This window comes from Butyrivibrio sp. AE3006 (assembly GCF_000424165.1).
GTDB lineage: Bacteria > Bacillota > Clostridia > Lachnospirales > Lachnospiraceae > Butyrivibrio.
Genome location: NZ_KE384145.1, coordinates 205,378 through 231,280, shown reverse-complemented (window position 1 = coordinate 231,280; position 25,903 = coordinate 205,378). Strand labels below are relative to the sequence as shown.

The 25,903-nt window shown below is 43.1% G+C and carries 23 protein-coding genes; all 23 read left to right on the top strand.

Annotated elements, in window-relative coordinates; genetic code table 11:
* Window positions 1-29 precede the first annotated feature (29 nt).
* Window positions 30-2,021 (top strand): excinuclease ABC subunit UvrB, encoded by a 1,992-nt coding sequence (gene uvrB / locus G603_RS0117975; RefSeq protein ID WP_026523346.1) that lies wholly within the window; start codon window positions 30-32, stop codon window positions 2,019-2,021.
* A gap of 77 nt (window positions 2,022-2,098) precedes the next feature.
* Window positions 2,099-4,978, top strand: a complete 2,880-nt coding sequence (gene uvrA, locus G603_RS0117970) for an excinuclease ABC subunit UvrA (RefSeq protein WP_051197495.1) — start codon at window positions 2,099-2,101, stop codon at window positions 4,976-4,978.
* A 201-nt stretch (window positions 4,979-5,179) separates the two neighbouring features.
* Window positions 5,180-6,172: a rod shape-determining protein gene (locus G603_RS0117965; protein ID WP_026523348.1), complete on the top strand. Its 993-nt coding sequence runs from the start codon at window positions 5,180-5,182 to the stop codon at window positions 6,170-6,172.
* Between the two features lie 54 nt (window positions 6,173-6,226).
* Window positions 6,227-7,087, top strand: a complete 861-nt coding sequence (locus G603_RS0117960) for a flagellar hook-basal body protein (RefSeq protein WP_026523349.1) — start codon at window positions 6,227-6,229, stop codon at window positions 7,085-7,087.
* 89 nt (window positions 7,088-7,176) lie between these two features.
* The gene (locus G603_RS0117955; protein ID WP_026523350.1) at window positions 7,177-8,004 is read left to right on the top strand and encodes a flagellar hook-basal body protein; all 828 of its coding nucleotides are present in this window, start codon (window positions 7,177-7,179) and stop codon (window positions 8,002-8,004) included.
* Between the two features lie 17 nt (window positions 8,005-8,021).
* On the top strand, window positions 8,022-8,396 hold the full coding sequence (locus tag G603_RS0117950; protein WP_026523351.1) for a hypothetical protein: 375 nt from the start codon (window positions 8,022-8,024) through the stop codon (window positions 8,394-8,396).
* 92 nt (window positions 8,397-8,488) lie between these two features.
* The gene (recD2, locus tag G603_RS0117945; protein ID WP_026671044.1) at window positions 8,489-10,732 is read left to right on the top strand and encodes an SF1B family DNA helicase RecD2; all 2,244 of its coding nucleotides are present in this window, start codon (window positions 8,489-8,491) and stop codon (window positions 10,730-10,732) included.
* Complete coding sequence (locus tag G603_RS0117940; protein ID WP_026671043.1) at window positions 10,725-11,438, top strand: ComF family protein; 714 nt, start codon at window positions 10,725-10,727, stop codon at window positions 11,436-11,438. The genes recD2 and G603_RS0117940 overlap by 8 nt, the downstream gene beginning before the upstream one ends.
* Before the next feature lie 29 nt (window positions 11,439-11,467).
* Window positions 11,468-11,893 (top strand): flagellar protein, encoded by a 426-nt coding sequence (locus tag G603_RS0117935; protein WP_026671042.1) that lies wholly within the window; start codon window positions 11,468-11,470, stop codon window positions 11,891-11,893.
* A gap of 7 nt (window positions 11,894-11,900) precedes the next feature.
* Entirely contained in the window at window positions 11,901-12,290 is a 390-nt protein-coding gene (locus G603_RS0117930) for a hypothetical protein (protein ID WP_026523355.1), read from the top strand.
* A 4-nt stretch (window positions 12,291-12,294) separates the two neighbouring features.
* On the top strand, window positions 12,295-13,260 hold the full coding sequence (locus G603_RS21010; protein WP_035793915.1) for a hypothetical protein: 966 nt from the start codon (window positions 12,295-12,297) through the stop codon (window positions 13,258-13,260).
* A gap of 6 nt (window positions 13,261-13,266) precedes the next feature.
* The gene (gene cdaA / locus G603_RS0117920) at window positions 13,267-14,148 is read left to right on the top strand and encodes a diadenylate cyclase CdaA (protein WP_026523356.1); all 882 of its coding nucleotides are present in this window, start codon (window positions 13,267-13,269) and stop codon (window positions 14,146-14,148) included.
* Window positions 14,145-15,437, top strand: a complete 1,293-nt coding sequence (locus G603_RS0117915; protein WP_026671041.1) for a CdaR family protein — start codon at window positions 14,145-14,147, stop codon at window positions 15,435-15,437. Before cdaA ends, G603_RS0117915 begins: the two co-directional genes overlap by 4 nt.
* A 14-nt stretch (window positions 15,438-15,451) precedes the next feature.
* Complete coding sequence (gene glmM / locus G603_RS0117910) at window positions 15,452-16,801, top strand: phosphoglucosamine mutase (RefSeq protein ID WP_026523358.1); 1,350 nt, start codon at window positions 15,452-15,454, stop codon at window positions 16,799-16,801.
* Window positions 16,802-16,818: 17 nt separating this feature from the next.
* Window positions 16,819-17,082: an HPr family phosphocarrier protein gene (locus G603_RS0117905; RefSeq protein WP_026523359.1), complete on the top strand. Its 264-nt coding sequence runs from the start codon at window positions 16,819-16,821 to the stop codon at window positions 17,080-17,082.
* Window positions 17,083-17,146: 64 nt separating this feature from the next.
* Window positions 17,147-18,028 (top strand): dTDP-4-dehydrorhamnose reductase, encoded by an 882-nt coding sequence (gene rfbD, locus G603_RS0117900; RefSeq protein ID WP_026523360.1) that lies wholly within the window; start codon window positions 17,147-17,149, stop codon window positions 18,026-18,028.
* A 14-nt stretch (window positions 18,029-18,042) separates the two neighbouring features.
* The gene (locus G603_RS0117895; RefSeq protein ID WP_026523361.1) at window positions 18,043-19,824 is read left to right on the top strand and encodes an LIC_10190 family membrane protein; all 1,782 of its coding nucleotides are present in this window, start codon (window positions 18,043-18,045) and stop codon (window positions 19,822-19,824) included.
* Window positions 19,825-19,891: 67 nt separating this feature from the next.
* The gene (locus tag G603_RS0117890; protein WP_026523362.1) at window positions 19,892-20,833 is read left to right on the top strand and encodes a GDP-L-fucose synthase family protein; all 942 of its coding nucleotides are present in this window, start codon (window positions 19,892-19,894) and stop codon (window positions 20,831-20,833) included.
* Window position 20,834: 1 nt separating this feature from the next.
* Complete coding sequence (locus G603_RS0117885) at window positions 20,835-21,767, top strand: glycosyltransferase family 2 protein (protein WP_026523363.1); 933 nt, start codon at window positions 20,835-20,837, stop codon at window positions 21,765-21,767.
* Window positions 21,767-22,537, top strand: coding sequence for a glycosyltransferase family 2 protein (locus G603_RS0117880; protein ID WP_035793910.1), 771 nt, complete (start codon window positions 21,767-21,769; stop codon window positions 22,535-22,537). The genes G603_RS0117885 and G603_RS0117880 overlap by 1 nt, the downstream gene beginning before the upstream one ends.
* A 22-nt stretch (window positions 22,538-22,559) precedes the next feature.
* Window positions 22,560-23,975, top strand: coding sequence for a sugar transferase (locus G603_RS0117875; protein WP_026523365.1), 1,416 nt, complete (start codon window positions 22,560-22,562; stop codon window positions 23,973-23,975).
* 32 nt (window positions 23,976-24,007) lie between these two features.
* Window positions 24,008-25,102: a hypothetical protein gene (locus G603_RS0117870; protein WP_026523366.1), complete on the top strand. Its 1,095-nt coding sequence runs from the start codon at window positions 24,008-24,010 to the stop codon at window positions 25,100-25,102.
* Window position 25,103: 1 nt separating this feature from the next.
* On the top strand, window positions 25,104-25,889 hold the full coding sequence (locus tag G603_RS0117865) for a glycosyltransferase family A protein (RefSeq protein WP_035793907.1): 786 nt from the start codon (window positions 25,104-25,106) through the stop codon (window positions 25,887-25,889).
* Window positions 25,890-25,903: the final 14 nt, after the last annotated feature.

The window sequence follows — 25,903 nt, the reverse complement described above, 5'->3', positions numbered from 1 at the left end:
GCATTGCATAATAGGGAGCTTTTATAAATATGGACTTTAAATTACGTTCAGATTACAAACCTACAGGCGACCAGCCTCAGGCTATTAAAGCACTGGTGGATGGATTTAAAAGCGGTAATCAGTTTGAGACCCTGCAGGGTGTTACCGGTTCGGGTAAGACCTTTGCCATGGCTAATGTAATTCAGGCACTTAATAAGCCTACGCTTGTTATCAGCCATAATAAGACTCTGGCAGGACAGCTTTACGGTGAGTTCAAGGAATTTTTCCCTGAGAATGCAGTTGAGTATTTTGTATCCTACTATGACTACTATCAGCCTGAAGCTTACGTTCCTCAGACGGACACTTATATAGCCAAGGATTCTTCCATAAATGATGAGATCGATAAGCTTAGACTGTCTGCTACGGCATCCCTTACCGAGAGGAAGGATGTCATAGTTGTAGCCAGTGTTTCCTGCATATATGGTCTTGGTAGCCCCGAGGAATTCAAGGGTATGTCTATTTCGCTGCGTCCCGGTATGGAGAAAAGCAGGGACGATATTATCAGAGACCTGGTGGCTATTCAGTATGACAGGAATGATCTTGATATAAACAGATGTAATTTCAGGGTTCGCGGAGATACCATAGAAGTTTTCCCTGCTCAGGCAGATGACTATCTGATCAGAATAGAGCTTTTTGGCGACGAGATAGACAGAATCTGCGAGATAGAGCCTGTAACGGGAGTTGTAAAAAAAGAACTTTCTCACGTAATGATCTATCCTGCGTCACACTATGTTGTGCCTCAGGAGAAGATCAATCTTGCCTGCAAGAATATAGAAGCTGAGCTTGAGGAACGTGTCAGATTTTTCAAGAGCGAGGATAAGCTTATAGAGGCTCAGCGTATTGCGGAGCGCACTAATTTTGATGTGGAGATGCTAAGAGAGACAGGCTTCTGCTCCGGTATTGAGAACTATTCAAGACATCTGAATTTCATGGAGCCCGGAGCAACGCCTCTTACGCTTATGGATTTCTTTGACGGAGAGTTCCTTATTATAGTGGATGAGTCCCACATGACGATTCCGCAGATAGGTGCTATGTTCCACGGAGACAGATCCCGTAAGAATACGCTGGTGGATTATGGCTTCAGACTTCCGTCAGCCTTAGATAACAGACCTCTTAATTTTGAAGAATTTGAGTCACGTATAGATCAGATGCTTTTCTGTTCTGCGACGCCCGGCCCTTACGAGGAGGAGCACGAGCTTCTTAGAGCAGAGCAGGTAATAAGACCTACGGGACTTCTTGATCCTGAGATTTCGGTACGACCTGTGGAAGGTCAGATCGATGATCTTATTACGGAGATCAATAAAGAGACTGATAAGAAGAACAAGGTTCTTGTTACGACGCTTACCAAGAAGATGGCTGAGGATCTTACTGAGTACCTGGCAGAGACAGGAATCAGAGTAAAGTATATGCACTCCGATATAGATACTCTTCAGAGAGCAGAGATCATCAGGGATATGAGACTTGATGTTTTTGATGTTCTTGTGGGAATCAACCTTCTGAGGGAGGGACTTGATATTCCTGAGATCTCACTTGTTGCCATAATCGATGCCGACAAGGAGGGCTTCCTTCGTTCTGAGACGTCACTTATTCAGACCATCGGACGAGCTGCGAGAAATGCTGAAGGCCGCGTTATAATGTATGCGGACAATATGACGGACTCCATGAAGAACGCCATAGAGATCACAGAGCGCAGAAGGAAGATTCAGCAGCAGTACAATGATGAGCATGGTATCACACCTCAGACTATTAAGAAGGCAGTCAGAGATCTTATCAGTATCAGCAAAGCTGTTGCAAAACAGGAGGTACAGTTTGAGAAGGATCCTGAGTCCATGAACAGAGATGAGCTGGAGAAGCTTATTGGAGAAGTTCAGAAGAAGATGAAGAAGGCAGCCGCTGAGCTGGACTTCGAGTCAGCAGCAATGTTGCGTGATCAGATGATTGATCTTAAGAAGAACTTACTTGAGCTTACAGGCGGAAAATGACGCCCAATCGGAACTTACAGAATTTTCAGGCTAAATGAGATGCCATAAGGAGCATTATGAGAGAAGATAATTCACACATGACAAAAGAAAACACCTCATCCAAGCGTATTTTACCTACGGATATCCATGACTATATCAGGGTAAGAGGCGCCAATGAGCACAACTTAAAGCACGTTGATGTAAATATTCCAAGGGAGACTCTTACTGTTTTTACAGGTCTTTCGGGCTCGGGAAAATCATCCCTTGCCTTTGATACTATTTTCGCTGAGGGACAACGCAGATATATGGAGTCACTGTCTTCATACGCAAGAATGTTCCTTGGACAGATGGATAAACCTGATGTTGAGAAGATTGACGGACTATCTCCCACGATCTCCATCGATCAGAAATCCACCAACAGGAACCCCAGATCCACAGTGGGAACAGTAACGGAGATCTATGATCATTTCAGACTTTTATATGCCCGTATAGGTATACCTCATTGTCCTAATTGTGGTCGTGAGATCAGAAGACAGACCGTTGATGAAATGGCAGATCAGATTCTCTCTCTTCCTGAAGGAACCAAGTTCCAGGTTCTTGCACCGGTTGTCCGTGGCAGGAAGGGTGAACATGCCAAGGTTTTTGACAGAGCTAAGCGCGCGGGTTTTGTACGTGTACGTGTTGATGGTAGCCAGTACGACCTTTCGGAAGAGATCAAGCTTGATAAAAATATTAAGCACAGCATAGAGATCATCGTGGACAGACTTATCATAAGAGATAATCCAGATGAGATGAGAGGCAGACTTACGGATTCAATTGAGAGTGCTTTGAATCTTGCAGAGGGGCTTCTTGATGTTGATGTAATAGATGGCAAGACCATGAGCTTTAGCCAGAATTTTGCCTGCCCTGATTGCGGAATAAGTATTCCGGAGATAGCACCCAGAAGTTTTTCCTTCAATAATCCCTTTGGCGCTTGCCCTGAGTGTACAGGTCTTGGCTACAAGATGGAATTTGACGCTGACCTCATGATCCCTGATAAGAGTCTTTCTATTAATGAAGGGTGCTTTCAGGTGACTGGCTGGGCATCTTCTTCGAAGGAAGGAAGCTTTACCAATGCTATCCTGAGGGCTCTTGCCAAGGAATATAAGTTTAAGCTTGATACTCCTTTTGAAAAGCTCTCTGCCAAGGTTCAGGATATGCTGATAAACGGCGCCGACAGAGAGGTTACCGTTGAATATAAGGGTCAGAGAGGTGAGGGTAAATATCCCATAACCTTCGACGGACTTGTAAAAAATGTCGAGCAGCGATATCGCGAGACCTATTCCGAGCAGCAAAAGGCAGAGTATGAACAGTACATGCGAATAACTCCCTGTGCTGTTTGTAAGGGTCAGAGACTTAAGCCCGAATCTCTGGCGGTTACCATTGACGATAAGAATATTTTTGAGATCACTTCCATGTCCATAGGTGAACTCAGTGATTATCTTCAGAATCTATCTCTTACAAAGCAGCAGGAGATGATTGGTGCCCAGGTTCTTAAAGAGATAAGAGCAAGAGTTGGTTTCCTTATAGATGTAGGTCTGGATTACCTGTCTCTGTCCAGAGCTACAGGAACTCTTTCAGGTGGTGAAGCTCAGAGAATTCGTCTGGCTACTCAGATCGGATCGGGACTTTGCGGAGTATGCTATATCCTGGATGAGCCAAGTATCGGTCTTCATCAGAGAGATAACGACAAGCTTCTTAATACACTTAAGAATCTGCGAGATCTTGGAAACACACTTATTGTGGTTGAGCATGATGAAGATACCATGCGTGCCGCTGACTACATTGTAGACGTGGGACCGGGAGCGGGTTCCCATGGCGGTGAGATCGTTGCTGTTGGTACGGCAGAGGATATTATGAAGGTCCCTGAGTCCATAACAGGCAAGTATCTCTCAGGTAATTTGAAAATAGAGGTTCCGGGTACCAGAAGGAAGCCCACTGGTTGGCTTACTGTAAAGGGTGCCCAGGAAAACAACCTTAAGAATATCGATGTAAAGTTCCCTTTGGGAGTACTTACCATAGTTACAGGTGTTTCAGGATCCGGTAAGAGTTCTCTTGTAAATGAGATTCTCTATAAGCATCTTGAAAGGGATCTTAACAGAGCAAGATGTATCCCCGGCAAGCACAAGGGTATTGATGGTATAGATCAGCTTGATAAGGTTATAGCTATTGACCAGTCTCCTATAGGAAGAACACCGAGGTCTAACCCTGCTACCTACACCGGTGTCTTTGACATGATAAGAGATCTTTTTGCAGGAACTCCCGATGCCAAGGCAAGAGGATATAAGAAGGGCAGATTCTCCTTCAATGTAAAGGGCGGACGCTGCGAAGCCTGCGGCGGTGACGGTATCATCAAAATAGAGATGCACTTCCTTCCTGATGTTTATGTACCCTGCGAGGTCTGCGGAGGCAAGAGATATAACAGGGAGACTCTTGAGGTTAAATATAAGGGAAAGAGCATCTATGATGTCCTTGATATGACAGTAGAAGAAGCGCTTCCTTTCTTTGAAAATATTAAGACCATCAAGCGCAAGATAAAGACACTCTATGATGTGGGTCTTGGTTATGTAAAGCTTGGTCAGCCCTCTACTGAACTCTCAGGTGGTGAGGCGCAGAGAATCAAGCTTGCAACAGAGCTTTCAAGGGCCAGCACCGGTAAGACTATTTATATTCTCGATGAGCCCACAACAGGACTTCATTTTGCTGATGTCCAGAAGCTGGTTAAGATTCTCCACGATCTTGTAGATGCAGGCAACACTGTGGTTGTCATCGAACACAACCTGGATGTTATTAAGACCGGTGATTACATCATCGATATGGGACCTGAAGGCGGATCCGGAGGCGGAACCGTGGTTACCTGCGGAACTCCGGAGAAGGTTGCGAAGTGCAAGGAATCCTATACCGGGGCATACATCAAAAGAATGCTGGAAAAGGATTAAAAAAATATCATATAAAGTATAAAGTTTTTATAAAGAGTTGTCGATACTCTCTATGAGGTAGTTTAGCCTTAATATGATTTTTTTGTGTTTGGTATTTCAAAATATTGCCCTTTGGTTTATAATTGCATTGAATTATGGTTTGATGACAGTTAATGTGAGCGATTATGCGCTTTTGACCTTTAGAAAGGGGTAATAGAGTAAATGCAGTATACAGATATAGGAATCGATTTAGGAACAGCCAGCATTCTTGTATATATCCGTGGAAAGGGTGTTGTGCTTAAAGAGCCCTCAGTTGTAGCTTATGACAGAGACACTGAGAAGATTAAGGCTATCGGCGAAGACGCAAGACTTATGCTTGGTCGTACACCCGGTAATATTGTTGCAGTTAGACCGCTCAGACAGGGCGTTATTTCAGATTATAAAGTAACAGAGCAGATGATGAAGTATTTCATCACCAAGGCTATCGGACACAGAACCTTCAGAAAGCCTCTTATCGCTGTATGTGTACCCAGTGGAGTTACAGAAGTAGAGCGTAAGGCGGTTGAGGATGCGACTCTTATGGCAGGTGCCAGAGATGTTCGTATCATTGAGGAGCCTATTGCGGCAGCTATCGGCGCAGGTATTGATATTACAAAGCCCTGCGGCAACATGATCGTAGATATAGGTGGCGGTACATCTGATATCGCTGTTATTTCACTTGGCGGAACTGTTGTAAGTACTTCAGTTAAGATCGCCGGTGATGATTTTGATGAAGCTATTGTTCGCTATATGCGTAAGAAGCACAATCTTCTTATCGGTGAGAGAACAGCCGAGGATATCAAGATTAAGATTGGTGCAGCATATCCCAGAGCAGAGGCAGACTATCTCGATGTAAGAGGACGTAACCTTGTAACAGGTCTTCCCAAGACTGTTAAGGTATCTTCAGAAGAGACAGAGGAAGCTCTCAGAGAGACAACAGCTCAGATCGTAGAAGCTATTCACAGCGTTTTGGAGAAGACTCCTCCGGAACTTGCTGCTGATATTGCAGATAGAGGTATTGTGCTTACAGGTGGCGGAAGTCTTCTTAGAGGACTTGATGACCTTATCGCTTCCAAGACAGGCATCAACACTGTAACTGCAGAGGATCCCATGACAGCAGTTGCCATCGGCACCGGCAGATATGTTGAGTTCCTTGCTGGTTACAGAGAAAACTGAACACTTAGCGAGAGCAGAACTACCTAAAAAATAATTTAATAGGGGTAAGAGTATATGGTAAAAGGGCTGTACACGGCGTATACAGGTATGGTTAACGAGCAGAATCGCATGGACATCCAGACGAACAACCTTGCAAATGCGAATTCTACAGGTTTCAAGGAGGAACGCTCAGTCAGTAGGTCTTTCCGTGATCTTTTAGGACTTAAGATCAAGGATTATACTGATGCGCCCTGGACCGCGCGTAGACTCGGCCTTATAAATCCCGGTGTTAAGCTTGCCGGATCATATACTAACTTTGAACAGGGAGGCCTCGAATCCACAGGCAATACCTTTGACCTGGCGATTAATAATAATCTCCCTGATAAGAATTCGGCTGACGTTAATGATAATATGGGAGCCGGAGGAAATGCCTTTTTTGCTACTTCCTATGCATCTGACTTTACTCAGGGAGAAGCACTTATCAAATATACCAGAGACGGAACGTTCACCCTTACACAGGATGGCTATTTGGTCACCAGTGAGGGTAACAATGTCCTGGATGTCAACAACAATCCCATTCAGGTTGATCCAACACAAGAAACTACAATATTGCAGGATGGTAATATTTCTCAGAACGGAAATACCATCACTACTATTCAGGTTGCAAGATTTGATAATCCCCAATTTTTGCAGAGATACCAGGATAATGCCTTTATTATAGGCGACGGTCCTGCGCAGGTGGTGAGCCTCACAGCAGCCGAGGCTAATGCTACCGTTAATCAGGGATTTTTGGAAAAATCTAATATCAGCGTTGTTGATGAGATGGTTAGCATTATTTCGATTCAAAGGAATTATGAGACTAATTCCAAAGTGATGCAGGCTGAAGATGATACCCTTAATATTGCTGTTACACAGCTTGGAAAAATTAATGGATAAAGGCTAAAGATTTCAGAATAATGTGACGAAATAATAAACGGTAAGGTGCGTGTTTTTTTGAGGGTATACACGAACTAGGAGGCAACGATATGGTAAGAAGCTTATGGACAGCTGCATCAGGAATGAATGCGCAGCAGACAAATGTTGATACTATAGCCAACAATCTGGCGAATGTTAATTCGGCAGGTTATAAGGCACAGAGTGCAAAGTTTAAGTCACTTCTTTACCAGGAGCTTAAGACAAAGACAGTTCAGAATACAGGATCTCCGGTTAATTCAGATGTAGGTCTTGGTGTACGAGTATCATCTATCAATTCATTTTTCACACAGGGCAGTTTGCAGGATAATGATTCAAGCTCTGCATTCGCAATTCAGGGTGACGGATTTTTTGCATATTCCGTAGATGCTCAGAATATCAACGAAGCAAATACGAGATATACCAGAAACGGTAATTTCGTTTGGGCTCTTACAGAGCAGAATACATTGGAGCTTACAACTTCAGAAGGTAATCCGGTTCTTGGAATAGACGGCGGTCCTATTGTTGTAACAGATGAGACCGTAAAGGCAACAGATATCACCTGCGATCAGGAAGGTGCATTATATTATCTTGATGCCAATCAGGAGCGTGTGGATGTTGGACAGATAGCTCTGTTCCAGTTCAGAAATGCGGAAGGTCTTGAGAGAACAGGTGACACCAGCTTCTCAGTAACACCCGCCAGTGGTGATCCTCTTCCGGAGGCAACCACCCAGGGAATCAGAAGAAGTGTTATCGTTCAGGGATACCTTGAAGGATCAAACGTAAACGTTGCTACCGAGATGGTTAATCTTATCGTTGCACAAAGAGCATATGAAATGAATTCAACTGCAATCACAACTACTAACGAGATGATGCAGACAGCTAACCAGCTCAAGAGATAATCTAAGGGGATGATGATATGGCATTAGACATGAATTCAATGAATCTGTCGGGAATATCACAATATGCCAGCGGTCAGGCTCAGGTTGATAAAGTCAATTCAGCAGCTTCCAGGATCAGAACGATCAAGACCGATGAGGACAAGGCTCAGGCTGACAAGGAACTTATGGATGCCTGTAAGCAGTTTGAAGCATATTTTATGGAGCAGATCTATAAGGGGTATGAAAAGACAGCAAAGGTATTCAGCAAGGATGAGTCCGGTTCAATGGGCACGCTTGTAGACTACTTTAAGGATGTGACCATTCAGGAAGTATCTTCACTTCAGTCAGACAAGCAGAGCACGGGCCTTGCACAGATGTTGTATGAGAATATGAAGAGGAATTACAATTTATAATTCATTTCAAAGATAATCCACGGGCTGCCATGTTTTTTAGAAAAAGTGGCAGCTCGTTTTATGTTACAGGATAAATTTTCAGGGAAGAAAGTATGGAAAAAATAAAAGGATATATAGACCATTTTATATACAGGAACAGCGAGAATGGCTATGGGGTAATGGTATTTATCTCGGATGGTGAGGAGATTACCTGTGTCGGCACATTTTTGGATGTGGATACAGGTGATACCCTCGAGATAGAGGGTGAGCTTACAGAGCATCCTGTATATGGAGAGCAGATAAAAGTAAGCTCTTACGAAGTATCTGTGCCGGATGATGCAGAGTCAATAGAGAGATACCTTGGCTCAGGTGCGATCAAGGGTATCGGAGAGACAATGGCAAGACGTATCGTGAAAAAGTTTGGCGCCGATACCTTCAGAATAATAGAAGACGAGCCTGAGAGACTTGCTGAAATTAAGGGTATCAGCGAGAGGAAGGCAAGAGATATTGCAATTCAGCTGGCAGATAAAAGAGACATGCGCGAAGCCATGGTTTTCCTTGCAGGCTACGGAATCTCCAATACTTTGTCGGTGAAGATTTTTGATAAATACGGCAATCAGGTCTATAGGATTATGAAGGAGAATCCCTACAGACTGGCAGATGATATCGAAGGCGTCGGATTTAAAACAGCAGATGAGATCGCATCAAGAGTGGGAATCAGTGTAGATTCGGATTATCGTGTAAGGAGCGGTATTCTTTATACGCTTCTTGAAGCTGCTTCCGACGGAAACAGTTATCTTCCAAGAAAAATGCTTCTTAGTAAAAGCAAGGAGCTTCTTAAGGTGGAAGAGGATCTGATCGATACCCAGATAGACAACCTTATGGTTGAGAGAAAGCTTGTGCTAAGGGATGATGCGGTATATGCATCCACATATTATTATGAGGAGCAGTCCATAGCTGCCATGCTTTCAGGTCTTAATCTTGATCTTACAAGTGAAGTCACATCAGATGATGCTGCTTTGATAAAAAGGATAAAGTCTATCGAGAAGGACAGAGGCATAGAGCTTGATGAACTTCAAAGAAAAGCTGTTATGGCTAGTGCCAAAAACGGCGTTGTTATCATAACGGGAGGCCCTGGAACAGGAAAGACCACCACAATAAATACAATTATTCAGTATTATGCTCAGGAGCAGATGGATATTCTTCTGGCAGCTCCCACAGGAAGAGCCGCAAAGCGCATGACAGAAGCTACAGGGTATGAAGCCCAGACTATACACAGACTTTTGGGAGTGGGCGGAATGCCTGCATCTGACGACAACGGAGAAAAGAGCAGAGACAGGATTCATTTTGATAAAAATGCGGAGAATCCCCTTGAAGCGGATGCAATCATAATTGATGAGATGTCTATGGTTGACATGCATCTTTTTAATGCGCTTTTAAAGGCAGTAATTCCCGGGACTCATCTTATCCTTGTGGGCGACAGCTCCCAGCTTCCAAGTGTGGGACCCGGACAGGTGCTGTCGGACATTATTTCCACAGGAGCTTTTCCTACGCTTATACTTCAGAAGATATTCAGACAGGCCAAGGAGAGCGATATTGTAATGAATGCTCACCACATTAAAAAGGGCGAGCATATCACAATGGACAATAAGAGTAAGGATTTCTTTTTCCTAAAAAGAGATAATGCGGATGTCATATACAAGCACATGCTTGAGCTGATCCAGAAAAAGCTGCCGGGCTATGTGAATGCCACAAGCGGGGATATTCAGGTGCTTACGCCCATGAAGAGAGGTTCACTTGGTGCGGAAACACTGAACGTTGTTCTGCAGAAATACCTTAATCCTGTTGATGACAAAAAGAGAGAGTACACCTACGGTGAGCGCCTTTTCAGAGAAGGCGACAAGGTAATGCAGATAAAAAACAACTATCAGGCAGAGTGGGAAGTGCTTGGAAAATACGGCATTCCTACGGACAGCGGTATGGGTGTTTTTAACGGCGATATGGGATTTATTAAAGAGATCAATAACCCTATGCGTGAGCTGACAGTTGAGTTCGATGAGGGAAGATGCGTAACCTATCCTTTTTCTGAGCTTGACGAGCTGGAGCTTGCATACGCCATCACAATCCATAAATCCCAAGGATCTGAGTACCCGGCTGTTATTCTGCCGCTCCTTGGAGGCCCCAGGATGCTGCTTAACAGGAATCTTCTCTATACTGCAGTGACCCGTGCAAGGAGCTGCGTGGTGGTACTTGGAAGTGACAGCACTGTTCAGGAGATGATAGATAACGAAGAGCAGCTAAAGAGATATACAGGGCTGCGGACCAGAATCGAGGAGGCGATGAAGATACATGAATAAAGCAGCAGATTTTGTTGTTTCGCTGCTGTATCCCAGAAGATGTCCCGTGTGCGATGATGTACTTCGCCGCGGCGAGAAGCTGATTCATGAGAGATGTGAAAAGAAGATAAGGCCCGTTGGCAGAACCACCTGCATGAAATGCGGTAAGCCCATAAAGGATAAGACCGGGGAGTTTTGCGATGATTGTGTAAAGACTACCCACTGTTTTGACAGAGGTTATTCGATTTTCAGATACAGATCTGTTTCGGGTTCAATATACAGGTTTAAATATGCAGGCAGAAGGGAGTATGCGGATTTCTATGCAGAGAAAGCAAAGAAGTATCTTGGCAGTACCATAAAAGCCATTAACCCGGATGCCATAATTCCGATACCGATGTATGCTGCCAAGATGAGAAAAAGAGGATACAATCAGGCGGCAGTTCTTGCAAAGGCGATTGGCAAAGCATGCAATGTACCAGTTTATGAAAATGTTATAATTAGGACCAGAAACACAGTCCCCATGAAGCTTTTGGACCAGCAGGGACGCCGTTCCAATTTGAAAAAAGCTTTTAATATAAGAAGAAATGATGTAAAATTTAAGTGTATTATCCTTATTGATGACATTTATACAACAGGCAGTACCATCGATGCTGTAGCAAAAGAGTTCCGACGAATGGGTGTCGAACGGATCTATTTTGTAACACTTGCGATAGGCCAGGTTGTGTAATTATATAATCACCACAGTAGGAGGTTAATATGAGTAATATCAAGAATTGTGCCAGATGCGGTAAGATGTTCAATTACATTGCAGGCGAAGTGATATGTGATGTCTGCAAGAAAGAGATCGAGGAGAAATTCCAGGAAGTTAAGAAGTACATCGAAGAAAATCCCGGAAGCGGCCTTAAGCAGATTTCTGAAGATTGCGAAGTTGCTACAAAACAGCTTAAGAAGTGGATTCTTGAAGAGAGACTCATGTTTACAGAGAATTCACCCATTCAGATTACCTGTGAGAACTGTGGAGCAAGGATTCAGACAGGAAGACTTTGCGCGAAGTGCAAGGCTACTGTTACCAATGCACTGAATGCTACGGTTCAGCAGCGTCAGCAGGCTTTGGCAGCAGAACTTGCCAAGAAGCAGAAGCCTTCTGATTCAACCTCAGGAATGAAGTTCCTGAAGACGTGAGGAGATTATGCTAAACGAGGAGCGAGTGATCCTGATGACCAGGATGGCTGCATATCAGCAGCATGAGGGGAAAAAGAATAACGCAATAAATACATACTTTCGCAGCGACTATGTTGGATTTCAGGTACTTAAATCAATCTTGAGTGCCACTATTGTATATCTGATACTGGTCGCTGCCTATGTGATGTATCATTTTTCTGATGTATTACAGGATATTTATAACACGGACATTATGGCTACAGCCAAGAAATATCTTGTGTACTACATTGCTCTTGTAGTTATATATTCAGTGATTTCGTTCATCATATATTCCATCCGGTATCGTAAGATGCGTGGAAGCATGAGGGCATATTACGGCTGCCTCAAAAAATTAGGAAGAATGTACGAAAAGGAATAATAAAATGACGTCTTTACTTGAACTACGAGAATATATCAAGAGTTTCTACATAAAATTTGAAATCTATATTACCTATGTCTGGAAGTTTTTCCTTGCACTGATGGCCTTCACAATGATAGGCAATAAGATCGGATATCAGACTAGTCTCATGAAGCTGCCAATTCTTTTGATGGCTTCTTTGTTGTGTTCAATAATGCCGTCGAATTTCATGGTTTTGTTGTCAACAGGCTTTATACTTGCACATTTATATAAGCTTTCACTTCCCTGTGCGGTAGTGGCACTTATTGTTTTTCTTATGATGTTCCTTCTGTATTTCAGATTTTCACCGAAGGACACTCTCGCAGTAATGCTTACACCAATGGCTTTTTATTTGGGACTTCCCTATGTGATGCCCATAGCTCTTGGACTTCTCGGATCACCCGTATCCATTATTTCCATGTCATTTGGTGTAATCGTAGCTTTTATGATTTCATACTTTTCGGGGAATGCAACTGCGCTTACTGCATCTGATATGGAGGCCAAGGCTACTCAGTTCCAGGCTATCATATCCGAGCTTCTTGCCAATAAGCAGATGTGGATGTATGTGGCATGCTTTGCACTTACCCTTGCGGTTGTTTACATTATCAGAAGAATGTCTGTCGATTATTCCTGGACAATTGCCATCATCGCAGGTGCCATCACAGATGTGATTGCTCTTCTTATAGCTGATCTTATCTATACTACAGAGCTTTCATTCCTTGGCATTATACTTAAGTCCATAATCGCAGTGCTTATACTTTTTGTTATTCAGTTCTTTGCATTTAATCTGGACTACACCAGAATTGAGAAAGTCCAGTTTGAGGATGATGAATATTATTATTATGTAAAAGCGGTTCCGAAGGTTTCGGTTTCAACTCCGGCTCCGCAGGTAAAAAAGATTAACCAGTCAAATGTTAGTCGTGATTACAGAGGTAGAGACAGAGGCGAGTGAATTTAAATGCAACAGATAGGATTTTTCCTTGAAAATAATCTGACCAGCTTGCATATGCCGACAGTGAGAGCTCTCGACGTCATTGAGATGTTGATCATAGCTTTCCTGATCTATCATATTTTGGTTTGGGCGAAAACAACGAGACTATGGTCCCTTCTAAAAGGGGTCGTAGTTATTATTGTGTTTATCGTTATTGCGGCAGCCTTCAATATGACCACTATTTTGTGGATCGTACAGAATGTATTCGGAATTGCCGTAACAGCCATGGTTGTTATCCTGCAGCCTGAGCTGCGAAAAGCACTTGAAGGAATCGGAAGGAGAAATTTTTTCCACGGACTGTTCAATTTTTCAGAAGCAACTGAAGAAGGCAGGTTTTCGGACAAGACCATAAATGAGATAGTAAGAGCATGCGTTGAGATGGCCAAGGTCAGAACAGGTGCCCTTATTGTTATAGAGCAGCTTTCATCACTTAGTGAATATGAGCGCACAGGTATTGATGTGGATGGCATAGTTACAAGTCAGCTCCTTATCAATATTTTTGAGCATAACACACCGCTTCATGATGGTGCAGTTATCATAAGGGGCGACAGGATCACATCAGCCACATGTTACCTTCCGCTTTCAGACAATATGGAATTGGGAAAAGAGCTTGGAACAAGACACCGTGCAGGCGTTGGCGTATCTGAGGTTACAGATTCCCTGACTATCATAGTTTCTGAGGAGACAGGTAAGATCAGCGTGGCTTATATGGGTGAGCTTGAGAGAGCTCTCGATAGTGATGCTCTCAAAGAGAGACTCAGACAGATTCAGAATAAGGCAGCTGATGGTAAAAAGGATAAAAAGAAAAAGATAATGCCGGGCAAAAAGGGGAAAGGAAAGGCGAAATGAAGAAGTTCAATTTGACAGCCAACTGGGGCCTAAAGATTGCTTCGCTGCTCTTTGCCGCTTTACTTTGGTTCCTGGTTACAAATATCAATGATCCGGTAGATTCGGTCAGATTCAGTAATATATCCGTACAGCTACGGAATGCCAACAGCATTACCGATGAAAACAAGGTGTACGAGATACTTGAGGATTCCGATCTTCTATCTACCGTTACTGTTTATGCTCCAAGGTCAATTGTTGATTCACTTAACAGAGATAATATTGTGGCTGTTGCGGATCTTGAGGAGACCAAAAGTGTCGACGGTGCTTATGAAGTTCAGATTCAGCTCTCCACCAATAAGTACAGCAATCAGATACAGAGCATTGCCGGAAGCAGCGATAAGGTGCTTCTGAATATAGAGAATCGCGCTTCAAAGACAATAGCTCTTTCTGCGGCTACAACGGGTAGCTTGACTGATGGGTATATAATTGGAGATGTTGTTACTGATCAGAACCAGATCAGAATCACGGGAGCAGAATCTGTAGTTGGAAGTGTTGCCACAGCATCGGTTAATGTAGAGGTTACTGGTTATACCACCAACATCGGAACCAATGCCGAGATTCATCTTTATGATGCAGACGGTGAGGAGATTCCGAAGGATAATCTGAAGCTCAGCAGTACATCGGTAGGTGTTAATGTAACTATCCTTGCTACAAAGAGAGTACCTGTAATTTATCAGGTTTCAGGAGTTGCAGCTGATGGTTATGCTGCTACAGGAGAAGTTGAAGCCAATCCGGAATCAGTTCTCCTTGCAGGCAGACAGTCGGTGCTTAACAAGATTGAAGAAATCATTGTAGCAGATACATCACTTGATATTACAGGACTTACAGGAGACCTTACAGCTACCATAGATCTGTCCGGATATCTGCCCGGCAACGTATCATTTGGTGATGAGGACTTCAACGGAATAGCTACAGTTGTTGCACATATCGAAGCAACCCTTGAAAATGAGCTCGAGATACCTTTTGGTCAGGTAGAGCTTATGAATGTTCCTGAAGGCTATCAGGCAGAGATAGTATCAGATGAAACTGAGAGCTTTAAAATCAAGATAAAAGGACTTGAGGCAACAATCAGAGGAACAAGAGCCTCTGAGGTTACAGGAACAATAGATGTTTCAAGTCTCACAGATGACGCAGAGGATCAGGATGATCTGTCCGGAGAGTATAGTGCGACTATTGCACTTTCACTGCCCGGTGGTGTGACCACAAGTGATTCTGCGGAAGTAACAGTCAGATTGACTAAAGAAGAGTAATTTTTGGAGGTAGTATGTCTAGATTATTTGGTACAGATGGAGTAAGAGGCGTAGCTAATGATGAGCTTACACCACTTCTTGCTATGCAGCTTGGACAGGCAGGAGCTTATGTTCTGTCTAAGGAGAATAAGCATAAACCCACTATTATGGTTGGATGCGATACAAGATTGTCAGGTGATATGCTTGCTGCAGCACTTATGGCAGGCGCATGCTCAGTAGGAGCTAACGTAGTTAACGTAGGAGTTCTTCCGACTCCCGCAGTTGCTTATCTTACCAAGAAGTACAGGGTAGATGCAGGTGTTGTTATCTCAGCATCACATAACCCTATGGAATTCAACGGTATCAAATTCTTTGACGGACAGGGCTTTAAGCTTCCCGATGCCATGGAGGATGAGATTGAAGAGCTTATCCGCAACAATATGGAAGGCGTTAAGATGCCTACAGGAGCAGGCATTGGTAAGATCAAGAACCGTCCCGATGCAAAAGAAGAGTATATAAATCACAACCTTCACTGTGTTGATGTTCACCTCGACGGCTTTAAGATTGTAATGGACTGTGCTGAAGGCGCCAGCTCATATACTTCTGTTGAGACCTTGAGACAGACAGGAGCTGATGTTATCGCTATTCACACCAATCCCGACGGAACCAACATCAATGCCAACTGTGGTTCCACTCACATGGAAGAGCTTATGGGCCGCGTAGTTACAGAAAAGGCTGACATCGGTCTTGCTTTTGACGGTGACGCTGACAGATTCCTTGCTGTTGATGAAAACGGTAAGATGGTCGACGGTGATGAGATTATGGCTATCATCGGAAAGCACATGAAGGATAACGGCGAGCTCAGGAATAATACTGTGGTTGCTACAGTAATGAGTAACCTGGGATTTTTCAAGATGGGTGAGCGCGAAGGCATCACTATTGAGAAGACTAAGGTTGGAGACAGATATGTTCTTGAGAGAATGAAAGAGATTGGTGCGAACCTTGGCGGTGAGCAGTCAGGACATATCATTTTCCTTGATGATAATACTACAGGAGACGGACTTCTCTCTGCCCTTCACCTGCTTAAGGTTATGAAGGATACAGGCAAGAAGCTTTCACAGCTTGCATCTGTCATGGAGGTTATGCCTCAGGCACTTTACAATGCTACTGTGCCTACACATAAGAAGGATCACTACATGGAGTATCCTGAAATTGCAGATGCAATCGATGCTCTTGAGATGAAATTTGCCGGAGACGGAAGAGTTCTCATCAGACCGTCAGGCACAGAACCCCTTGTCCGCGTAATGATCGAGGGCAAGGATCAGAAGATAATTGAAGAAGAAGCAAAGAAACTGGCTGAGCTTATACAGAATGTAATGCTCTGATTATAAAAGGTTATACTATGGTTACTAGAAAAGTTGTTATTAAGAACCCTACAGGTCTGCACCTTAGACCTGCCGGGAATTTATGTAAAGTCGCGATGAACTACAAATCGCATATCACATTTATGTATGGTCCCAACTCTGCTAATGCAAAGAGTGTGCTTAGTGTACTTGGAGCTTGTATTAAGTGTGGAGATGAGCTTGAATTCAAATGTGAAGGCCCTGATGAGCAGGAAGCACTTGATGCTCTTGTAGCTGCTATAGAGAGTGGTCTTGGAGAATAATATTTTTGAAATTTGACGGACGGCAGCTTTGTCGTCCGTATAGTTTGAATCGAAAGGGTAAGATATGAAAAAGCTTATAGTTACAGGTTGTAATGGACAGTTAGGAAGAGCCATAAATCTTGAGCTTGGTAAGTCAGGAGAGTATGAGCTGGTAAATACTGATGTATTTGAAGGCGAGGGTATAACTCCCCTTGACATCACAAATGTTGATAAGGTTGCAGGTCTCGTAAGAGAGGTAAAGCCCTACGCTATTATCAACTGCGCTGCATATACTGCTGTTGATGCACAGGAGAAGGATGTTGATCTGGCATATAAGATCAATGCCATCGGTCCCAGAAACCTTGCTATAGCATCAAGTGAAGTTGGTGCAAAGCTTGTGCATGTTTCAACCGATTATGTTTTTGCGGGAAACGGAACACGTCCTTATACAGAGTTTGATCAGACGGGCCCTGTCAGCAAGTATGGTATTACCAAGCTTGCCGGAGAGCAGTTTGTTGAGAAATTCGCAAGCAGATATTTCACCATCAGAACAGCATGGCTTTACGGTGATGGTAAGAATTTTGTTAAGACTATGATGGGGCTTTCTGAGAAGCTTGATGAAGTAAGCGTTGTATGCGATCAGCTTGGAACACCTACAAGCACCTACGAGCTTGCAAGAGCGATTCATTTCCTTCTTGAAACAGAGAACTACGGTCTTTTCCATGGTACCTGTGAAGGAGATACCAACTGGGCTGATTTCACAGAGGAGATTTTCCGCATCGCCGGAAAGAGCACACATGTTAATCATGTTACAAGTGCTGAGTACGCTCAGAAGAATCCTCAGGCTGCACCGAGACCGGCATATTCAATTCTTGAGAACTATATGCTTAAGCTTACTTCCGATTTCATGTTTGCTGACTGGCACGATGCAATTGAGAAATACATGAAGGAATACATCTTAAAATAAGGGAGAGACAGTGAATGCTGTCGGTTTTACTTAACTGGATTTATGTAATAGTAACTACATATATTTGGGGATTCGCAATATTACAGTCTGTCGTAAATAATCCTCATATGTTCACTTTTAAAGGTAAAAAGCAGAGCATATATGAGGTTAGGTATCATGAGAGTTATCTTATTGCGGGTATAATAGCTGCGACTTCTTATGCGCAGCTTTTTAGTATTGTTTATAAAGTGGGCATCATTGCCAATATTCTATATATTGGCATTTGCCTGCTTATTGTTTTTTTGAAAAAGGATAAACTTTTTTCAAGTTTAACGGACCTATTTTCAAAGCTGGCTGACAGAAAAATAGTAGTAATCTATGCTGTTATAACGCTGGTTCTTGCTTATGCAACCTCCCACGGTCTTATGCATTATGACACCGATCTGTATCACGCTCAGGCCATCAGATGGATTGAGGAATACGGTGTAATAAAAGGTCTTGGCAATCTGCATCTGCGACTTGGCTATAACAGCTCTTCTTTTGCGCTTTCTGCGCTTTTTAGTATGAGCTTCATGGGACAATCCCTTCATACCATGGCAGGTTATTTTGCGCTGCTCCTTGCGATAAAGTGTGCGGATATCGTGCAGATAGTGAGAAGGCGCTATCCTATACTTCCTGATTTTGCAAGGATTCTTGCGATCTATTATCTGTTCACAATATTTGATGAGATGGTATCACCTGCGTCCGATTATTACATGACTACGCTGGTGTTCTACATAGTGATCCACTGGCTTGATCTTTACTCGATTCATGAAAGATCCTTTTTGCCACATGCGTTTTTGAGTATGACTGCGTTGTATGCAGCAACCATAAAGTTGTCGGCAGCTCCGCTGTTTTTACTGGCGATCTATCCGATCCACAGACTGATTACCAGAAGGAAATCAGGGGCAGTAAGACCTATCCTGTACTTTGTGCTTATAGGATTCTTTATTTCTTTCCCTTTTGTACTTAGGAGTATGATTCTGACAGGGTGGTTGGTTTATCCATTTACGGCGATTGATATTTTTACGGTTGCCTGGAAGGTGCCAATTGACAGGGCTGTTTCGGATGCCCATGAGATAATTGCATACGGCAGAGGCTTTACAAATGTGGCAGATTACGCAGTACCATTTAAGGAATGGTTTCCTGGATGGGTGTCATCCCTTGGGACCTTCAACAAACTGATGCTACTTCTTGATACTCTTTGCCTTCCTGTTTATGCAGGCTGCTGTATATATTATATGCTTGTGGGCAGAACATCCGGGAAAGGAAAAGGCGGAAGCAATGTATTTAAGCTAAGTCACAGGAAGGCGGTGGCTCTATCTGATTTCCTGTTTTTGGAAGGCATCGCCTATTTATCACTTTGCTACTGGCTTTTCTCATCTCCGCTTATCAGATATGGATGTGTTTATCTCTGGCTTCCTGCTGTGATACTTATAGGGCGGTTTGCATGTTTTATCTATGACAGGATGGGACTTGCGAAATATGAGTACATGCACAAGGCTGTGTTTGCGCTGTTTGTACTTTTCATAACCTATAAGAGCATTTATTTCGGAATTGAGGATGCCCGCAGATTCAATCCTTCATACCTTGTAAAGCAGCAGGATTACAATAGCTATGAGGTAGAGGAAAAGGAGATTTCAGGAATTGCCTTCTACTATCCTGTAAGCGGTGACAGAACAGGTTATGATGCGTTTCCGTCAGCGCCGAGTCTTGACGGGTTTAAGCTCATAGGAAGCGATATCCGTGCCGGCTTTGAGCCGGCAGATCCCGGGTAAGTGGAAATAAATGCGAAAATAAGGTAAAATAATGTGTTGAATTATTTTTATATGGAGAAATACAGATATGGAAAAGAATGCAAAAATATATGTAGCAGGACATCGCGGAATGGTTGGCTCAGCTATTGTAAGAGAGCTTGAGAAGCAGGGCTATACTAATATAATCACACGTACTCATAAGGAGCTTGATCTTACAAGACAGGATCAGGTTGAAGAGTTCTTTGCAAAGGAGAAGCCTGAGTATGTGTTCCTTGCAGCTGCTAAGGTTGGCGGAATTGAAGCTAATCAGAGTGCGCTTGCAGATTTCATGTATGACAACATGATCCTTGAGATGAACGTTATTAACGCAGCTTGGAGAAATGGCTGTAAGAAGCTTGAATTCCTTGGTTCATCATGTATCTATCCCAGAATGGCACCTCAGCCCATGAAGGAGAGCTGCCTTCTTACAAGCGAGCTTGAGAAGACCAATGAAGCTTATGCACTTGCCAAGATATCAGGTCTTAAATACTGCGAGTTCCTGAACAGACAGTACGGAACAGATTATATCTCAGTAATGCCTACAAACCTTTATGGTCCAAACGATAACTATCATCCTACACATTCTCATGTTCTTCCTGCTATGCTCAGAAGATTCCATGAGGCTAAGGAGGCAGGACTTGAAAAGGTAACCTGCTGGGGTGACGGATCACCTTTAAGGGAGTTCCTCTATGTTGATGATCTTGCTAACCTGTGTGTATTCCTTATGAATAACTACAGCGGTAATGAGACAGTCAATGCCGGAACGGGTAAAGAGCTCACTATTAAAGAGCTTGCTGAGACCATCGCTAAGGTTGTTGGTTATGAAGGTGAGATTGAGTGGGATGCTACAAAGCCCAACGGAACACCCAGAAAGCTTCTTGATGTGTCTAAGGCAGCAGGACTTGGCTGGACATATAAGACAGAGCTTGAAGATGGTATTAGACTTGCATACGACGATTTCCTTAATAATCCAATGAGAGCGGAGAGATAAGATGAAACTGCTTACCATTATAGTTCCGTGCTATAACGAAGAAGAAAATATAACAGATTTCTATGATGAGCTTATGAAGACAGAGAGCTTCTTTAAGCAGCATGATGTGGACTTTGAGATTATCTATGTCAATGATGGATCAAAAGATCACACTGTGGCCGAAGTGAAGAAGCTTCATGAGCGTGATGAGAGAGTACACCTTATTAACTTTTCAAGGAATTTCGGAAAAGAGTCTGCGATTTATGCAGGCCTTCAGAAATCAAAGGGTGACTATGTCGTTATGCTGGACTGCGATCTGCAGGATCCACCGGCTCTTTTGCCTGAGATGTACGGCTATATCGTAAATGATGGTTTTGATTCTGTTGCCACAAGAAGGGTGACCAGAAAAGGCGAGCCGCCGATCAGATCATTTTTTGCCAGAAGATTCTACAGTCTTATCAACAGAATGTCCAAGACTGAGATCGTAGACGGTGCAAGAGATTACAGACTTATGACCAGACAGTTTGTTGATGCTATCCTTTCCATGGAGGAGTACAACAGATTCTCCAAGGGCATTTTCGGATGGGTCGGCTTTGAGACCAAGTGGCTTGAGTATGAGAATATTGAGCGCAAGAAGGGAGAGACCAAGTGGTCCTTCTGGAAGCTTTTCATATACGCACTGGATGGAATTACAGCATTTTCAACTGTTCCGCTTGCAGTGGCTTCAGTTCTTGGCGTTCTCTTCTGCTTCCTTGCAGCGGTGCTTATTATAGTCACCATTGTCAGAAAGGCAGTATACGGAGATCCCACCAGCGGATGGCCGTCACTTGTATGTATTATCAGTCTTGTAAGTGGTGTGCAGCTGTTTTGCCTTGGAATTTTGGGACAGTACCTCAGTAAGACCTACCTTGAGGTTAAGAAAAGACCTATTTACATTGTTAAGGAAGAGATTTGATGAGCAGGGCAATCACCTCAGAGACAAAAGTCAGTATAATCGTTCCTGTTTATAAAGCAGAGGCTTTTATCGGTGAGACCATAGAACAGGTTCAGAAGCAGTCCTATAGTGACTTTGAGCTGATACTGGTGCTGGATTCATCCAATGACAGAAGTGAAGACATCATTAGGGAGAAGGCAGCAGATGACCAGCGTATTAAGCTTATTTGCAAGGAGCAAAACGAAGGTGCTGCGGCTGCCAGAAATACAGGCATAGATGCTGCGGAGGGCAGATATATAGCATTTCTTGATGCTGATGATATCTGGGATCCTTGTAAGCTCGAAAAAGAGCTGGCTTTTATGAAGGAGAACAATGCAGGCTTTGTTTTTACAGCTTATGAATTTGGCGATGAAAACGCAAAGCCTACCGGTAAGGTGGTGCATGTTCCAAAGACCTTAGCTTATAAGCAGGCTCTATCAAGGACTATTATTTTTACGTCCACGGTTTTGATGGACAGGAGAGTTATTCCGGATGAGCTGATCCACATGCCCATTATTGAGAGTGAGGATACAGCCACCTGGTGGAGAATATTAAAAAGTGGTATTACGGCTTACGGTTTGGATGAGGTTCTTGTGGTCTACAGAAGACCTGTCAAGTCACTTTCATCCAATAAGCTGAAAGCAGTTAAACGTATTTGGGGTTTATACAGAAATATTGCAGAATTGTCAGCTGTTTCCAGTGTTTTTTATCTCGTGGCATGGGGGCTGCGTGCTACACTGAGGAGACTGTGACAGGAATCTAAAGGGATATTGTATGAAACAGGTTGAATCCATAAAGAGAATTTTTGTGTTATGTCTTGGACTCATAGGTCTTTCCATGCAGACGGCAGTATATGCCTTCTTTTGGCTTAAAGTATATTATCCGCTGGTTCATGAACCAAGATATGCTGGCGGTTATTATGTAGGTCCCGGACTCCATCTTTATTTTCGTGGACACCTGCTTGTAATAGCGATCTATTTTGTTTTATTACTCTTTTTATCTAATACCTACGGAGGGCTGAAGATAGGATATCTGAAATCAATGGATATTTTCCTTTCTCAGATATTTGCCCTTTTAATGGTAAATGTAATTTCATATTTCCAGATATCATTGTTTGGACTTCAGCTGGTAAGGATTGTTCCTATGCTTGAGCTTTTGGCTATTCAGCTGATCATCTCATTTTTATGGGCTGTCTGTACCAACTGGCTGTACCGTTCGATTTTCCCTGCAAGACAGATGCTTCTTGTAAGCGGGGAATACCCGGTTGATGATATCCTTCGGAAATTCAATTCCAGAAAAGATAAATATAATATTGTAAAGTGCATGAATATCAAGGAAGGCATTGAAAAGATCGAGAAGGAAAGCCTTGAAAGATATGATGCGGTTGTTATTTGGGATATTCCCACCCAGGACAGAAACAAGCTTCTTAAGTTCCTGTACGCACATTCAATCAGGGTATATCTGATGCCCAAGATTACGGATGTTCTGGTAAAGGGTTCAACTCAGATGCATCTGTTTGATACTCCGGTACTTCTTCTTAGAGAGTATTACCTTAAGATTGAAGAACGTGCCATCAAGAGAATGGTAGATGTTATATGCGCTCTTATACTTGTTGTGCTTTCTTCACCTGTCATGCTGATCACAGCTATCATAATCAAGCTTTATGACGGTGGCCCGGTGCTGTATAAGCAGATAAGGTGCACAGAGAATCAGAGACAGTTCAAGATCATGAAGTTCAGAAGCATGCGTGTGGATGCTGAAAAGGACGGTGTTGCAAGACTCGCCACCAAGAACGATTCCAGAATCACACCTATCGGTAAGTTCATAAGAGCAGTCAGAATTGATGAACTTCCGCAGCTGTTCAATATCCTTCGCGGAGATATGTCATTTATAGGACCAAGACCCGAGAGACCGGAGATCATTGAGCAGTACATGGAGACCATGCCGGAGTTTGCTTTCAGAATGAAGGTGAAAGCAGGACTTGCAGGATATGCGCAGGTATACGGTAAGTACAATACTACGCCCTATGACAAGTTGAAGCTCGATCTTGCATATATAGAGAATTATTCAGTATGGCTCGATTTTAAACTTATGCTTTTGACACTTAAAATACTGTTTACACCTGATGCCACAGAGGGTGTTGAAGAGACGCAGATTACTGCTCTCAAACAGGACAGTGAGAATAACTGATCTTAACGCTACGTGACAGGAGTCGCCTGACTATGAGTAGAAAAACTGAGAATTACGACAGTGAGATTATAAACCTTAGAGCATTCTATTTAAGATTAATATCAAGACTTTGGGTTGTTATCATGGCTGCAGTGGCAGGAGCTGCTGTAGGCGGACTTATATATTTTCTGGCTAACGTTGTTTTTGCTGCTCCCAGGAATTATTATACGGATTCCACACTTTATATTTATTTTGCTTATGATGAGAATAAGGGAACTCAGGTGGACTATTACAATGCCTTTACCTGGAACACTCTCATAAAGACAGATGAGTCTATAGTTGGTGAGGCTATCCAGGGGCTCAAGGCAGCAGGCTATGACAATGTCACTGCCGATGTTGTGGCTGACAGCGTAAGTGCGGATATTCCATCTGATGTCAGGGTTATGGTGCTGACAGTAAAAAATACAGATAAGGATTTTGCCGAAGCTCTGACCGTAGCCATGAATGATGCACTTGTAAACTATGGTAAGGTCAACACGGCTTTTGATCAGATAAAGCTTCTTGGAAGGTCTGAGGTAAAGTTGGAGATCGTATCTGATAAGATTTTTACAGCAATAATTCTTGGCGCAGTTATAGGATTTATTATAGCTGTACTGGCAGAGCTTGTTCTTGAGTCTATGAATGATGCCATATATATTCCTGAGGATGCAGAGAGAAGGTATCGTCTGCCTGTTTTTGGAGTGATCACAAGGGATGGCCAGGAGGAGCCTTCATTTTTCAGAAATGAGCTGCTCTCAGCCTATGAAGCTAACATGAAAAGTATATCCGAAGCAGCGGTTTTCTGTGTCGATGACAGAGGTAACGCTGAGCTTGCCACCAGGAATACTGATAAACTTAAAGGAATTCTTGGAAGCACTGTTTCCGAGAAAATTAAGTATGTTCCCATGCCGCTTCCCGGAGATAACAAAGATGCGGAAGGCAGTCTGAAGACTGTGGGCGGTGCACTTATCATGATTCGTGCCGGAAAGCGAAACGGAGCTATGACTGCGCATCTGATATCACAGCTTAAAAAGCTTGGATGTCCCGTACTTGGTATGATACTTGTAGATGCGGATAAGAAGTTTATGGAACAATATTTGGGGCTTTGATATGTCAAGAATTCAGCTTTTAGTTTCGGCGCTGTCTGAGGATACGGACAGACTGCCGGTAAAAATGAATATTCAGTCCGATGCCATCATCATCAATCAGAAGATGAAATTCGGCTATTTAGAGCAAAGCTATAATGGGCATAAGATTAAGATTTTTAATTGCAACGAGAAGGGTGTGGGGCTATCAAGAAACCTTGCGCTACTCCGCGCTGATCATGAGCTTGTGCAGTTTTGTGATGAAGATATTGTCCTTGATGATGGATATACTGCTCTTGTGGAGAAGGAGTTTGATGCTCATCCCGAGGCCGATATGATCATGTTTAATGTGAAGCAGGCCAAGGGGAGAGAAACCTATCACAATTCCCAGTTTGCCAGAGTGACCTATAAGAATTACGGAAGATATCCTGCATATGCCATAATCGCAAGGAGAGAGAAGCTTCACAAGCATTCGATTACCTTTTCACTTCTTTTTGGAGGCGGTGCTAAATTCAGTAACGGAGAGGATTCTCTTTTTATAAAGGACTGCCTTGATAAGGGAATCAGGATTTATAAAACAAATATCCAGATTGGACATGAGGAGGGAGGTCGTCCTTCCACATGGTTTTCGGGATATAACGAGAAGTTTTTCTATGACAGAGGATATCTGTATCACTACCTGTATGGACAGCTTGCCGTACCTATGTGCATGAGATTTTTGGTGGCGCATAAAAAGCAGCTGTGCAAAGAGATATCGCTGCCAAGGTGCTTTTTGATCATGAGAAGAGGCGTAAAGGACGCGCGTAGATAAGCTTCAACATCATT